Raw genomic sequence first — 12,677 nt, forward strand, 5'->3', positions numbered from 1 at the left:
GTGCGCATAGGGGGCATCGAGGGGCTGTGACCGCAGCTTGTCGGGTCGGCGCTCAGGCAGCATTCACATGCGCCCCCATGCGCGAGCGGTACCACTCGTGAAAGTGCTGCATCCCGTCTTCCATCGGGCTTTGGTAGGGGCCGACTTCGCTGGTGCCGCGCGCCAGCAGGGCTTTGCGGCCAGCGTCCATGCGCTCGCCGATTTCGTCGTCTTCGAGGCAGGTTTCCATATAGGCGGCGCGCTGGGCGGCCACGAACTCGGGCTCGAAGGCGGCGATATCTTCGGGGTAGTAGAACTCGACCCGGTTCAGCGTCTGGCCGGGGCTGATCGGGTGTACGGTCGAGACCGTGAGCACGTGCGGGTACCACTCCACCATCAGGTGTGGGTAGTAGGTGAGCCAGACCGCGCCGCGTTCGGGCAACTGGCCGTTGCGGTAGCGCAGCAGCACCTCCTGCCAGTGCTTGTAAACCGGGCTGCCGCCGCCTTGCTGCAGGTTTTGCACCCCCACCGTTTGCACCGAATACTCGGGCTTGAAGCTCCAGCGCAGGTCGTCGCAGGTGACGAAGCGGCCCAATCCGGGGTGGAAGGGCACCACGTGGTAGTCCTCTAGGTAAACCTCGATGAAGGTTTTCCAGTTGTAGTGGCACTGATGCAGCTCCACGTGGCCCAGCACCATGCCCTCGAAGTTGAGCTCGGGCAGGCGCTCCAAGCCGGCCAAGTCGGCGGCGATGTCGCGCCCGTTGTCTTCGAACAGCAGGCCGTTCCACTCACGCAGCGGGAAGCGCTGCAGGTTCAGGCAGGGGTCGTGGGCAAAGTGTGGCGCGCCGATCAGCTCGCCCAGCCGGCCGCTGTGTTCGGTGCCGCCGCCGGCGTAAGTCCAGCGGTGCAGCGGGCAGACGATGTGGCCGCCGCCGTGCCCGCTTTGTTGTTGTTGCAGGTTGCCGCGGCCCTTGAGCATCACGGCCTGGCGGTGCCGGCAGACGTTGCTCACCAGCTCCACGCCTTGCGCGGTGCGCACCAGCGCCCGCCCTTCGCCTTCGTGTGGCAAGGCATAGTAATCACCCAGTTCGGGCACCGAATTCACATGCCCCACGTAGCGGGGCCCACGCTGAAAGATCAGCTCCAACTCGCGCTGCAACAGCGCCTCGTCAAAATAGCTGGAAACGGGCAATTGGCTTTCGGCCTGCTGCAATGGAAGACTCAAATCAGACATGATGGTCCTGACCTCGAGAGACTCCCCCTATTAAGGGGCAGGGAAGCGCGTGACGGTGCGAAGCAACGGATCGGCGCGGACTAAGGGTGAAACAACTCCTTCGAGTTGAAAACAAGGGAGCGCGATTGTACCCCCGGGGTTCCCGGGGTCGGGTCACAGCTGCACACGCAAAGGGCGCGAGCGCCTAAAATCCAGCCTTTCTGCCGCAGCCCGATGCGCGGCCTTGGTTTTTTTGCCACTCCCATGCCCAAATCCAAAGCCAGCCCCGCTGCTGCCCCCACCCCAGCCACCTTCGAGGCAGCGACGCAGGAGCTTGACGCCCTGCTGACGCGGCTCGATGCCGGCCAGTTGCCCTTGGACGAGCTGCTGACGCAGTACCAACGCGGCAACGAGTTGCTGGCCTACTGCCGCGCCCGCCTCGACGCGCTGGAGCAGCAGCTCACGGTGCTGGAAAACGGCAGCGAGCGCCCTTGGACGGCCACCCCATGAGCGCCCCTGCACCAGCCCAGGCAACGCCCCTCGTCTCGCCCGCGCTGGGCGTTTTTGCTGCGTGGAGCACCGCGCGCTTGACCGAGGTGGAAGCGGCGCTGGAGGCGGCGCTGCCGCAGCAGGCCCCGGCTGAGTTGGGCGCTGCCATGCGCTACGCCGTGCTCGACGGCGGCAAGCGCCTGCGCCCGCTGCTGGTTTGGGCGGCGGCGGAGGCGGTTGCCGGTGCCTCCCTGGGCCCGGCCAGCCACGAAGCAGCCCGGCGCTGCGCCTGCGCGGTGGAGCTGATCCACGCCTACTCGCTGGTGCACGACGACCTGCCTTGCATGGACAACGACGTGCTGCGCCGGGGCAAGCCCACCGCGCACGTGCGCTTTGGTGAGGCCACCGCGCTGTTGGCGGGCGACGCGCTGCAGGCGCTGGCCTTTGAGCAGGTGCTGGGTTTGGCCCAGGCCACCGAAACGGCGGCCCTGGCGGCACGGCTCGGCCTGTGCTTGGCGCAAGCCAGCGGCCACCAAGGCATGGCGGGCGGGCAGGCGATCGACTTGGCGGCCGTGGGGCGGCAGCTGAACCTGGCCGAGCTCGAAGACATGCACCGGCGCAAGACCGGCGCCCTGCTGCGGGCCAGCGTGCAGATGGGGGCGCTGGCTGGTGGGGCCGATGCCGCTGCGCTGGCGGCCCTGACGCGCTACGGCGCGGCGCTCGGGCTGGCGTTTCAGGTCATCGACGACGTGCTCGACGTGGTGGCCGACTCCGCCACCTTGGGCAAGACCGCCGGCAAAGACGCCGCCGCCGACAAACCCACTTTCGTTTCGCTGCTGGGGCTCGACGGCGCGCGCGCCTACGCCCTCGCGCTGCAGCAGCAGGCCCAAGCCGCCCTGCACGAAGGCGCGCTGCCCGCGCCGCAAACCCTGCACGCGCTGGCCGACTGGGTGCTGCAGCGCTCAAACTGAATGATGAATCCCACCCCCATGACTGGCTTGCTCGAAACCATCCACTCCCCGGCCGATTTGCGCCGCCTGCCGCGCGCCCAGTTGCGCCCCTTGGCCGACGAACTGCGCCAGTTTTTGCTGCACAGCGTAGCCCAGACCGGTGGCCACCTGAGCTCCAACCTCGGCACGGTCGAGCTCACGGTGGCGCTGCATTACGTATTCAACACCCCGCACGACCGGCTGGTGTGGGACGTGGGGCACCAGACCTATCCACACAAAATCCTTACTGGCCGGCGCGAGCGCATGCACACCCTGCGCCAGTGGGGCGGGGTGAGCGGCTTTCCGGTGCGCACCGAGAGCGAATACGACACCTTTGGCACCGCGCACTCATCCACCAGCATTTCGGCCGCGCTGGGCATGGCGGTGGCGGCGCAGCAGCAGGGCACCGACCGGCACGCGGTGGCCGTGATCGGTGACGGCGCCATGACCGCCGGCATGGCCTTCGAGGCGCTCAACAACGCCGGCGTGCTGGAGCAGGCCAAGCTGTTGGTGATCCTCAACGACAACGACATGTCGATCAGCCCGCCGGTGGGGGCGCTGAACCGCTACCTGGGGCAGCTCCTGAGCGGGCGCTTTTACTCGGCCGCCAAACAGGTGGGCAAGCAGGTGCTGGGCGTGGCGCCGCCGCTGCTGGAGCTGGCGCGGCGGCTCGAAGAAGGGGCCAAGGGCCTGGTGCTGCCGATCACCCTGTTCGAAAAATTTGGCTTCAACTACATCGGACCGATCGACGGCCACGACCTCGACGCCCTGATCCCGATGCTGGAGAACATCCGGCGCCTGCCGGGGCCGCAGTTCCTGCACGTGGTGACCAAAAAAGGCCAAGGCTACAAGCTGGCCGAAGCCGACCCGATTGCTTACCACGGGCCGGGCAAGTTCGACCCCGCAGTCGGGCTGCAAAGCCCGGCGCAAGCGCCCCGTCTCACTTTCAGCCAGGTGTTTGGGCGCTGGCTGTGCGACATGGCGGCGCACGACGAGCGCCTGGTGGGCATCACCCCGGCCATGCGCGAAGGCTCGGGCATGGTGGAGTTTCATCAGCGCTTCCCCGAGCGCTACCACGATGTGGGCATTGCCGAGCAGCACGCCGTCACCTTCGCCGCCGGGCTGGCTTGCGAGGGGCTGAAGCCGGTGGTGGCGATCTACTCCACTTTTTTGCAGCGCGCCTACGACCAGTTGATACACGATGTGGCCTTGCAAAAGCTGCCGGTGCTGTTTGCGCTGGACCGCGCTGGCATCGTCGGGGCCGACGGCCCGACCCACGCCGGGGCTTACGACATCCCCTTCTTGCGCTGCATCCCCAATGTGTCGATCGCCTGCCCGGCCGACGAGGCCGAGTGCTACCAGTTGCTCTGCACCGCCTACCAGCAAGCGCACCCGGTGGCGGTGCGCTACCCGCGCGGCAGCGGGGCCGGTACGCCATTGCCGAGCGATTTGCAAGGCCTGCCCTTTGCCCAAGGCGAAGTGCGCCGCCGTGGCCAGCGCGTAGCCCTGCTGGCTTTTGGCACCTTGCTCTACCCGGCGCTGCAAGCGGCCGAGCGGCTAAACGCCACGGTGGCCAATATGCGCTGGGCCAAGCCGCTGGACCGTGCGTTGCTGCGCGAGCTGGCGCAGCAGCACGACTGCCTAGTCACGCTGGAAGAGGGCGCCTTGGCCGGCGGGGCGGGATCGGCGGTGCTGGAAGCCCTGCAAGAGGAGGGCCTGCTGCGCCCCGTGCTGCGGCTGGGGCTGCCAGACCGCTTCATCGAGCACGGCGACCCGCACAAGCTGATGACGCTGCTGGGGCTGGATGCGGCCGGCATCGAGGCCAGCGTGCACGCTTGGCCGGCCTTTGCAGAATTGCCTGCCGCATCGGATGCGTGAATCCGGGTGCTTAGAGTTTGATATTTTTTCAACCGATTGCATCGCGACCTAGGGTTTACGTGGCCGTTTGAACCCTTATGCGCAACCTACAATCTTTGGCAGTCGCCTGCTTTCTGAAGCAGTGAAGCCTGCGGCATTTACCCCAAAACTACTCAATCGGAGTCACTCAATGGATCGTCGCTCAATCATCGCCGGCACTGGCGCAGTTGGTGTAGCTGGCTTGCTGGCCGCTTGTGGCCCACGCGAACAGGCTGCAGCACCGGCCGCAGCCCCCGCAGCCCCGGCCGTCATCACCGGCGAGACCGTGCGCTGGCGCTTGGCCTCGACCTTCCCGCGTGCGCTCGACACCATTTGGGGCGCGGCCGAAGTGTTCGCCAAGGCCGTCTCCGACGCCACCGGTGGCAAGTTCCAGGTCAGCACGCACCCAGCCGGTGAAATCGTGCCTGCCATGGGCGTGTTTGACGCTGCCCAAACGGGTGCCATCGAAGCCGCCCACACCGCCACTTACTTCTTCTTCGGCAAAGACGACGCCTTGGCTCTTGCCAACGGCGGCATTTCCTTTGGCCTCAACGGACGCCAGATGACCTCTTGGTTCTTTGAAGGCGGCGGGCTGGCCTTGAGCCGCGAACTGCTCGACACCTTCAATCTGGTCAACTTCGCCTGCGGCAACACCGGAGTGCAAATGGGCGGCTGGTTCCGCCGCGAAATCCGCACTCCAGCCGACCTGCAGGGCTTGCGTTTCCGTGCCGGTGGCTTTGCTGGGCGGGTGCTGGAGCGCATTGGCATGGTGCCACTGGCCATGCCGGCGGGCGAGATCTACCAGGCGCTGGAGCGCGGCACGGTAGACGGTGCCGAGTTCGTCGGCCCCTACGACGACGAGAAACTCGGCTTTCACCGTGTGGCCCCGTTCTACTACTACCCAGGCTTTTGGGAAGCCGGCACCCAGCTCGACCTGCTGGTCAACAAGACCGCTTTCAACGCCCTGTCGCCCGAGTACAAGGCGATCGTCAACCAAGCGGCCACACTGGCCCACACCACCATGCTGGCGCGCTACGATGCCCTCAACCCGGCCGCCCTCAAGCGCCTGGTGGCCGGCGGCACGCGCCTGATGCCCTTCCCGCGCGCGGTCATGGATACAGCGTTTCGCGCCGCACACACGCTGTACGAAGAACTCAACGCCACCAACCCGCGCTGGAAGAAGCTCTACGACCATCAAATCGCCTTCCGCCGCGACCAGGTGCTGTGGCACGGCTTGGCCGAAGCCAGCTTCGACAGCTACATGCAGCTTCAGGGCCGCAACAACCGCCTGTGATGTGGCGGCGGGCGCACCGCCCGCCCCGTTTCAACGCCCCGCCGCTGTTTGGCGGGGCGTTTTTGTATCCAATGGAACGCTGGTTGTCATAAAAAATCACAGTGTCATGCCATTGTGAAGGTTAGCTTGTATGAAATACCTCCTCCTTTTTTCGCGCGCCATCGACGCCCTCAACACAGCCGTCGGCAAGGTGGCGATGTGGCTGATTTTGCTGATCGTCTTGATCAGCACCGCCAACGCCATCAGCCGCTACGCCCTGCACATCAGCTCCAACGCCTGGCTGGAAATCCAGTGGTACCTGTTCGGTGCCGTGTTCCTGCTTGGGGCCGGGTTTGTCTTTTTGCGCAACGCCCATGTGCGCATCGATGTGGTCTCCAGCCGCCTGACGGCGCGCACGCGCAACTGGATCGATGTGGTCGGCATCTTGGTCTTTTTGCTGCCCCTGTGCTACCTGATGATCATTTTGGGTTGGCCGGTGTTCGAGCGCTCTTGGGTGACGGGCGAAATGTCGCCCAACGCCGGCGGCCTGATCCGCTGGCCGGCTTACCTGATGATCCCGGCCGGCTTTGCCTTGCTGGCGCTGCAGGCCATTTCTGAGCTCATCAAACGCTTCCATTTCCTCTACGGTGGCGGCCCCGATGCGCTGGCCCAAGGGGCTTCCAGCGACGTCGAGCAACTGGCGCGTGAAATCGCCTTGGCCGAGCACGACCGCATCGAAAGCGCTGCGGCTGCGGCTGTGCTGGCTGATGGAGGACGCAAATCATGATCGAATTTCTCATCAGCATCTTCGTGCCCCTGATGTTTCTGGGGCTGATATTTTTCCTGCTCACCGGCTTTCCGGTTGGTTTTGCGCTCTCGGCCGTGGGCTTGCTGTTTGGCTTGCTGGGCATGGAGCTGGGTCTGTTTCCGGCCACCCTGTTTCAGGCGCTGCCCTTGCGCGTGTTTGGCATCATGCAGAACGAAATTCTGCTGGCCATCCCATTCTTCACCCTGATGGGCATCATCCTCGAGCGCAGCGGCATGGCCGAGGACTTGCTGGAAACCGTGGGCCAGGTCTTTGGCCCCTTGCACGGCGGCCTGGCGGTGGCGGTGGTGCTGGTTGGTGCCCTCATGGCGGCGACCACCGGCGTGGTGGCGGCGGCGGTGATTTCCATGGGCCTGATCTCGCTGCCCATCATGCTGCGCTACGGCTACAACCGCCCCATCGCAACCGGAGTCATTACCGCTTCGGGCACGCTGGCGCAGATTTTGCCGCCTTCGCTGGTGCTGATCGTGCTGGCCGACCAGCTCGGCGTCTCGGTGGGCGATATGTACGCCGGTGCCATGCTGCCGGCCCTGATGCTGATCGGCCTGTACCTGGCGTTCGTGATTGGCATTGCCGTCGTCAAGCCGCAGTGGATGCCGCCGCTGCCACCCGATGCGCGCATCTACAACGAGCCCACCGGCTCCAGCGGGCACCGCTCGCTGATCGTGCTGATGGCGCTGGCCACCTTGGCCGGCTATGCCTGGGCGCAGGTGCACAACCAGATGATGCACCGCTGGTTCGAGCGCATTGCCGACGCCCCGGCCGACGAGACCTTCATCATGTCGATGCTCGCCGGTGCCTTGGTGGCCTTGGTGCTGGCCTTGGCCAACAAGGGGCTGCGCCTGGGGCTGATCTCCAAGCTGGCCGAGCGCGTCACCTTCGTGCTGATTCCGCCGCTGGTGCTGATCTTTCTGGTGCTGGGCACGATCTTCTTGGGCATTGCCACCCCGACCGAGGGCGGTGCCATGGGGGCCGTGGGGGCCTTGATCATGTCGCTGGCGCGCAGGCGCCTGAGCTATAAGCTGCTCAAGCAGGCGCTGGAAAACAGCGCCCGGCTGGCCATCTTCGTGATGTTCATCCTGATCGGCGCGACCGTGTTCGGCTTTACCTTCAACGCCGCCGACGGGCCCATCTGGGTCAAGGCGCTGTTCGACGGACTGCCGGGCGGGCAACTCGGTTTCCTGCTGGTCGCCAACCTGCTGGTGTTCCTGCTGGGCTTTTTCATCGACTTCTTCGAGATCGCCTTCATCGTCGTGCCCTTGCTGTTGCCGGTGGCCAAGATGCTGGACATCAACCTAGTCTGGTTTGGCGTCATTTTGGCGATGAACCTGCAAACCTCGTTCCTGACCCCGCCCTTTGGCTTCGCGCTGTTTTACCTGCGCAGCGTGGCCCCGCGCAACGACTACCTCGACTCCATCACCAAGAAGCGCGTGGCCGGTGTCACCACCGAGCAGATCTACAAAGGCTCGATCGCCTTCGTGCTGATGCAACTCATGATGGTGGGTGCGCTGATTGCCTATCCGAACCTGGTGACGGGGCAAATCGAGCAGGTGGAACTGGCCGACGAGGCCGAGGTGCAGCGGCGCTTGCAGCAAATCCCGGGCTTTCATGGGGCCGAGCCGGGCAACCAAGTGCCGGGTCAGGAACAGGAGCAAGGGCAGTGGGGCGGTGCCGGCATGTGGGACGAGCCTGCGCCGGTCGATGGCGCCCCAGCCAATGGCGCACCGCTCGATCCAGCCCCAGCAAACGGTGAGGCAGGCGCAGCCACAGCGCCCGAGCCTGCGCCTGCCCGTTGAGTAGGGCGCAGCACCCATGCGCCTAGACTGCCGCATACTCGATGCGCGCCTGCGCGAGCTGCAGCCCGCCTATGCCACTTCCGGCAGCGCCGGGCTGGACCTGCGTGCGTGCTTGGCCGAGCCGCTCACGCTGGCAGCCAACGCCTGCCAGTTGCTGCCCACCGGCTTGGCCATCCACTTGGCCGACCCGGGCTATGCGGCCCTCATCCTGCCGCGCTCGGGGCTGGGGCACAAGCACGGCATCGTGCTGGGCAATTTGGTGGGTTTGATCGACAGCGACTACCAAGGCCAGCTCATGGTGAGCGCCTGGAACCGCAGTGAGCGCGCCTACACCATCGAACCGCTGGAGCGCATCGCGCAACTGGTGATCGTGCCGGTGCTGCAGGCGCAGCTTAACTGGGTGGACGACTTTGCCCAAGCCAGCGCGCGCGGCGCCGGGGGCTATGGTTCAACCGGGCGGGCTTGAGCCCTAGCAGGCAGCTGGCCGGGCTGGCTTGGGCTGGGGCTCAGGCTTCGAGCCGGAAAAACCCGGCACCCAGGCTGCCGCGCCCCACTTCGTCCACCGTGGCCTCGCGCACCGCATGGATTTTTAGGTCTAGGCGCAGCGCAATGCCGGCCAGCGGGTGGTTGCCGTCGAGCACCACGTGTTCGGGGTAGATTTCGCTCACGAAATACAAGCGGTCGGGCTGCGCGGCGCCGCTGCAACCCGGTGGCAGTTGCTCGAAAGCCAGGCCCACTTCGAGCTCGGTCGGGAAGGCGCTGCGCGGCTCCAGCAGCAGCAACTGGTCGTCAAAATCGCCAAAAGCGCGCTCGGGCTCTAGGTGCAGCTCCATTTCTTCGCCTGCGCCGTGGCCATGCAGCGCGGCCTCGATCGATTCCAGCAGATCGCGCCCGCCTACCAGAAACTCGACCGGTTCGTCGAGGCGGTCCAATTCTTCGCCCAAGGTGTCGGAAAGCGTCCAAGTGAGGGCGGCGACGCATTGCTCAGTGATTTTCATCGCACAATTGTCCCATGACTACACATGCCCCAAACCCACACGCGGCCACCGCGCCCGATGTCCCCACGCCCTTGCTTGGCGGCTTGACGCCGCAGCAGTTCATGCGCCGCCATTGGCAAAAAAAGCCGCTCCTGATCCGACAAGCCATTCCCGGCTTTGCCCCGCTGCTCGAGCGCCCCGAGTTGTTTGCGCTGGCGCAGTCGGCGCAGGTGGAGTCGCGCCTGATCGAGCGCCAGGGCGAAGATTGGAGTCTGGCCCAGGGCCCGTTCGAGCGCCGGCAATTGCCGCCGCTCAAGCAGCCCGCTTGGACGCTGCTGCTGCAAGGGGTGGACTTGCACCACGATGCGGTGCACCAGTTGCTGCAGCGCTTTCGCTTCGTACCCGACGCACGGCTGGACGATTTGATGATCTCCTGGGCCAGCGAGGGCGGTGGCGTGGGGCCCCACTTCGACAGCTACGACGTGTTCCTGCTGCAAGCCAGCGGACGCCGGCGCTGGCGCATCGGGCGGCAAAAGGATTTGAGTCTGCAGCCCGACAAGCCGCTGAAAATTTTGCAACACTTCGAGCCCGAGCAGGAGTGGGTGCTGGAGCCGGGTGACATGCTCTACCTGCCGCCGCAGTGGGCGCACGACGGGGTGGCGCTCGATGGCGGCTGCATGACCTATTCGGTGGGTTTTCGGGTGCCGCAGCGCGGGGCCTTGGCCGCAGAGCTGGTGCAGCGCCTGGCCGATGAGTGCGCCGACGAGCGCCTGTACCGCGACCGCAACCAAGCAGCCACCGCCACGCCGGCGGCGGTGCCCGAGGCCTTGGTTGACTTTGCCCGCGACGCGCTCAAGCGCCTGTTGCGCGACAAGGTGGGGCTGCGTCTGGCCTTGGGCGAGGTGTTGAGCGAGCCCAAGCCCTCGGTCTGCTTCAGCGCGCCGCAGCAGCCGTGGCAGCCCGGGGCGGTGACACTGGATAAGTGCACGCGCATGTTGTACGACGCGGAGCACGTGTTTGTCAACGGCGAAGCCTGGTGCGCCAGCGGCAAGGACGCGCGATTGCTGCACGAGCTGGCCGACCGACGCGCGCTCAGTGCCGAGCAAGTGCGCCGCGCCAGTGCACCGGTGCAAGAGCAACTGGCCGAGTGGCAGCAGGCGGGCTGGCTGCACGTGCAGCCGGTGGCAAAAAGCACCGATCAGGAAGGATAGCCTAAACCCTTGTTGCGCTGCGCTGGAGCCGATTTGTTGTTTTTTGGCAACAATTTAAGGCCTCTGCAAGTAATTTTTTCTGTACCTCTGCGGCTTTTTCTGCTTTGGATTATCATCAAGATTGCTAGGAAATTTTAGGGTTTACCCTTCGATTCCAGCCGCCAGTGGCTGTGCTTTGTGCTCGCAATGCGGGCTTAATGCTTGCCGAGGCAAAAACCCAGATCGCCACCACCTTCCATTTGATACGATATGAAAATCTCTGCCCTGCTCGCCGCCCTGCTCGCCGCTGCCCTGTTGACCGGTTGCCCCCAAGCTCCGGCCCCGGCTCCTGAGCCTACACCAGCCCCGGCTCCAGCTCCTGAGCCTACACCAGCCCCGGCTCCAGCTCCGGCTGAGGCCGCTCCTGCAGCACCGGCCGACGCCGCTGCACCGGCTGCTGGTGGTTCCCATACTGCTCCTGCAGCACCTGCTGGCGGCGCTTACTCTGCTCCTGCCGCTCCCGCACGCTGATCCTCTTTAGCGCGCCGCACCTCGGCGCCGTGGCCCGCTTGCGAGCCACGGTCCGGGTGCAAAAAACCGCTTGGTGCAAACCCGGCGGTTTTTTTACGCCTGTCGTTCACAGGGGGCATCCCCCCAGTGCCGTGCTCAGCGCGGCGCCGCCCGCGTAGGCGGCCCTTTAGTTCAGCCGCTTGACCAGCACCCGGCTGCGCCGGTCCCAGTTGTATTTGCGCTTGCGCGCTTCGGGCAGCCAGTCGGCATCGACCGGTGCAAAGCCGCGCTTGATGAACCAGTGCATGGTGCGCGTGGTGAGCACAAAGAGGCTCTCCAGCCCCAGCAGGCGCGCGCGCTGCTCGATGCGCTTGAGCAGCTTTTCGCCGTCGCCCTGGCCTTGCGAGTGTGGCGAAACGGTGAGCGCGGCCATTTCGGCGGTTTTGGCCTCGGGGTAGGGGTAGAGCGCGGCGCAGCCAAAAATCACTCCGTCGTGCTCGATCAGGGTGTAGTTGGCGATGTCGCGCTCGATTTCGGTGCGGCTGCGCTTGACCAGGGTGCCGTCTTGCTCGAACGGTTCGATCAGTTGCAAAATGCCGCCCACGTCGTCGGCATGGGCTTCGCGCAGGCTTTCGAGCTTTTCATCGACCACCATGGTGCCGATGCCGTCGTGCACGTACACCTCCAGCAGCAGCGCCCCATCGACGGCAAAGGGCAAGATGTGGCTGCGCTCTACCCCGCCCTTGCAGGCGCGCACGCAGTATTGCAAATAAAAGCCGGTGTCGCTGGGTTGCAAGGCCGGGCCGCAAGCGGCCAAAATTTGCTCGGCCTGCGCCAGCGGCAGTTCGGTGTCGATCGGGTTGTCGGGGCTGGCCGCTTCGTGGGGCTGCACGCGGATGCCCGGCACCTCGGTGATGAACAGCAGCTTGTCGGCCTGCAAGGCAATGGCCACGCTGGTGGCCACTTCCTCCATGTTCAGGTTGAAGGCCTCGCCGGTGGGCGAGAAACCAAAGGGCGACAGCAGCACCATCGCCCCCATGTCGAGGGTGCGCATCAGCCCGGCCACATCGACCCGCCGCACCTGGCCGGTGTGCTGGAAGTCGATGCCATCGATCACCCCCACCGGCTGCGCGGTGATGAAGTTGCCCGAGAGCACGCGCACCGTGGCCCCGGCCATGGGGGTGTTGGGCAGGCCCTGGCTGAAGGCGGCCTCGATCTCGTAGCGCAACTGCCCGGCGGCCTCTTGGGCGCAGTCCAGCGCCACTTCGTCGGTGATGCGCATCCCCAGGTGGGTGCGCGATGGGTGCCCCTTGGCGCGCAACTGCTCGTTGACCTGCGGCCTGAAACCATGCACCAGCACGATGCGCACGCCCATGCTCTGAATGAGGGCCAAATCCTGCGCCAGATTGGGCAGCTTGCCCGCCGCTATGGCCTCGCCTGCAATGCCGACCACAAAGGTCTGGTTGCGAAACTTGTGGATATAGGGTGCCACCGAGCGAAACCAGGGCACGAAGGTGAAATTAAAGACCGTGGACATGG

Annotated in this window: 11 protein-coding genes; 8 read left to right on the plus strand and 3 right to left on the minus strand. The window is 65.5% G+C overall.

Annotated features, from left to right (window positions below):
- Positions 1 to 52 precede the first annotated feature (52 nt).
- Positions 53 to 1,213 (minus strand): aromatic ring-hydroxylating oxygenase subunit alpha, encoded by a 1,161-nt coding sequence (locus SRAA_RS01950; protein WP_045530673.1) that lies wholly within the window; start codon positions 1,211 to 1,213, stop codon positions 53 to 55.
- 243 nt (positions 1,214 to 1,456) lie between these two features.
- On the opposite strand from SRAA_RS01950, the gene xseB reads away from it, so the two are divergent.
- From xseB to dut, 7 genes are all read left to right on the plus strand, one after another.
- Positions 1,457 to 1,702 carry an exodeoxyribonuclease VII small subunit gene (xseB, locus tag SRAA_RS01955; RefSeq protein WP_045533099.1) on the plus strand — a complete coding sequence of 82 codons (246 nt, stop codon included), beginning with the start codon at positions 1,457 to 1,459 and terminating at the stop codon, positions 1,700 to 1,702.
- Complete coding sequence (locus SRAA_RS01960) at positions 1,699 to 2,652, plus strand: polyprenyl synthetase family protein (protein ID WP_045530674.1); 954 nt, start codon at positions 1,699 to 1,701, stop codon at positions 2,650 to 2,652. Before xseB ends, SRAA_RS01960 begins: the two co-directional genes overlap by 4 nt.
- Positions 2,653 to 2,670: 18 nt before the next feature.
- Positions 2,671 to 4,548, plus strand: a complete 1,878-nt coding sequence (dxs, locus tag SRAA_RS01965) for a 1-deoxy-D-xylulose-5-phosphate synthase (protein ID WP_045533101.1) — start codon at positions 2,671 to 2,673, stop codon at positions 4,546 to 4,548.
- 169 nt (positions 4,549 to 4,717) lie between these two features.
- Positions 4,718 to 5,860 (plus strand): TRAP transporter substrate-binding protein, encoded by a 1,143-nt coding sequence (locus SRAA_RS01970; RefSeq protein WP_045530675.1) that lies wholly within the window; start codon positions 4,718 to 4,720, stop codon positions 5,858 to 5,860.
- 130 nt (positions 5,861 to 5,990) lie between these two features.
- Entirely contained in the window at positions 5,991 to 6,626 is a 636-nt protein-coding gene (locus SRAA_RS01975; RefSeq protein ID WP_082039852.1) for a TRAP transporter small permease subunit, read from the plus strand.
- Positions 6,623 to 8,461, plus strand: a complete 1,839-nt coding sequence (locus SRAA_RS01980) for a TRAP transporter large permease (RefSeq protein ID WP_045530676.1) — start codon at positions 6,623 to 6,625, stop codon at positions 8,459 to 8,461. The genes SRAA_RS01975 and SRAA_RS01980 overlap by 4 nt, the downstream gene beginning before the upstream one ends.
- A 16-nt stretch (positions 8,462 to 8,477) precedes the next feature.
- A complete protein-coding gene (gene dut / locus SRAA_RS01985; RefSeq protein WP_045530677.1) occupies positions 8,478 to 8,927 on the plus strand; it encodes a dUTP diphosphatase in 450 nt (149 codons plus the stop codon).
- 40 nt (positions 8,928 to 8,967) lie between these two features.
- Here dut and SRAA_RS01990 read toward each other — a convergent pair whose 3' ends face one another.
- Positions 8,968 to 9,459 carry an FKBP-type peptidyl-prolyl cis-trans isomerase gene (locus tag SRAA_RS01990; RefSeq protein ID WP_045530678.1) on the minus strand — a complete coding sequence of 164 codons (492 nt, stop codon included), beginning with the start codon at positions 9,457 to 9,459 and terminating at the stop codon, positions 8,968 to 8,970.
- Positions 9,460 to 9,473: 14 nt separating this feature from the next.
- Here SRAA_RS01990 and SRAA_RS01995 point away from each other — a divergent pair, with 14 nt between their 5' ends.
- The gene (locus SRAA_RS01995) at positions 9,474 to 10,649 is read left to right on the plus strand and encodes a cupin domain-containing protein (protein WP_045530679.1); all 1,176 of its coding nucleotides are present in this window, start codon (positions 9,474 to 9,476) and stop codon (positions 10,647 to 10,649) included.
- Positions 10,650 to 11,325: 676 nt separating this feature from the next.
- On the opposite strand, the gene argA is transcribed toward SRAA_RS01995, so the two are convergent.
- Positions 11,326 to 12,675 carry an amino-acid N-acetyltransferase gene (argA, locus tag SRAA_RS02005; protein ID WP_045533105.1) on the minus strand — a complete coding sequence of 450 codons (1,350 nt, stop codon included), beginning with the start codon at positions 12,673 to 12,675 and terminating at the stop codon, positions 11,326 to 11,328.
- Positions 12,676 to 12,677: the final 2 nt, after the last annotated feature.

It is taken from the genome of Serpentinimonas raichei (assembly GCF_000828895.1).
In the GTDB taxonomy this organism is placed as follows: Bacteria; Pseudomonadota; Gammaproteobacteria; order Burkholderiales; family Burkholderiaceae_C; genus Serpentinimonas; species Serpentinimonas raichei.

What these genes read in the sequence shown, in the direction of transcription:
- SRAA_RS01970 (WP_045530675.1), top strand. Translation starts at nt 4,718, where the DNA reads ATGGATCGTCGCTCAATCATCGCCGGCACTGGCGCAGTTGGTGTAGCT.
- argA (WP_045533105.1), bottom strand. Translation starts at nt 12,675, where the DNA reads ATGTCCACGGTCTTTAATTTCACCTTCGTGCCCTGGTTTCGCTCGGTG.
- SRAA_RS01990 (WP_045530678.1), bottom strand. Translation starts at nt 9,459, where the DNA reads ATGAAAATCACTGAGCAATGCGTCGCCGCCCTCACTTGGACGCTTTCC.
- SRAA_RS01995 (WP_045530679.1), top strand. Translation starts at nt 9,474, where the DNA reads ATGACTACACATGCCCCAAACCCACACGCGGCCACCGCGCCCGATGTC.
- SRAA_RS01980 (WP_045530676.1), top strand. Translation starts at nt 6,623, where the DNA reads ATGATCGAATTTCTCATCAGCATCTTCGTGCCCCTGATGTTTCTGGGG.
- SRAA_RS01950 (WP_045530673.1), bottom strand. Translation starts at nt 1,213, where the DNA reads ATGTCTGATTTGAGTCTTCCATTGCAGCAGGCCGAAAGCCAATTGCCC.
- SRAA_RS01960 (WP_045530674.1), top strand. Translation starts at nt 1,699, where the DNA reads ATGAGCGCCCCTGCACCAGCCCAGGCAACGCCCCTCGTCTCGCCCGCG.
- dxs (WP_045533101.1), top strand. Translation starts at nt 2,671, where the DNA reads ATGACTGGCTTGCTCGAAACCATCCACTCCCCGGCCGATTTGCGCCGC.
- SRAA_RS01975 (WP_082039852.1), top strand. Translation starts at nt 5,991, where the DNA reads ATGAAATACCTCCTCCTTTTTTCGCGCGCCATCGACGCCCTCAACACA.
- xseB (WP_045533099.1), top strand. Translation starts at nt 1,457, where the DNA reads ATGCCCAAATCCAAAGCCAGCCCCGCTGCTGCCCCCACCCCAGCCACC.
- dut (WP_045530677.1), top strand. Translation starts at nt 8,478, where the DNA reads ATGCGCCTAGACTGCCGCATACTCGATGCGCGCCTGCGCGAGCTGCAG.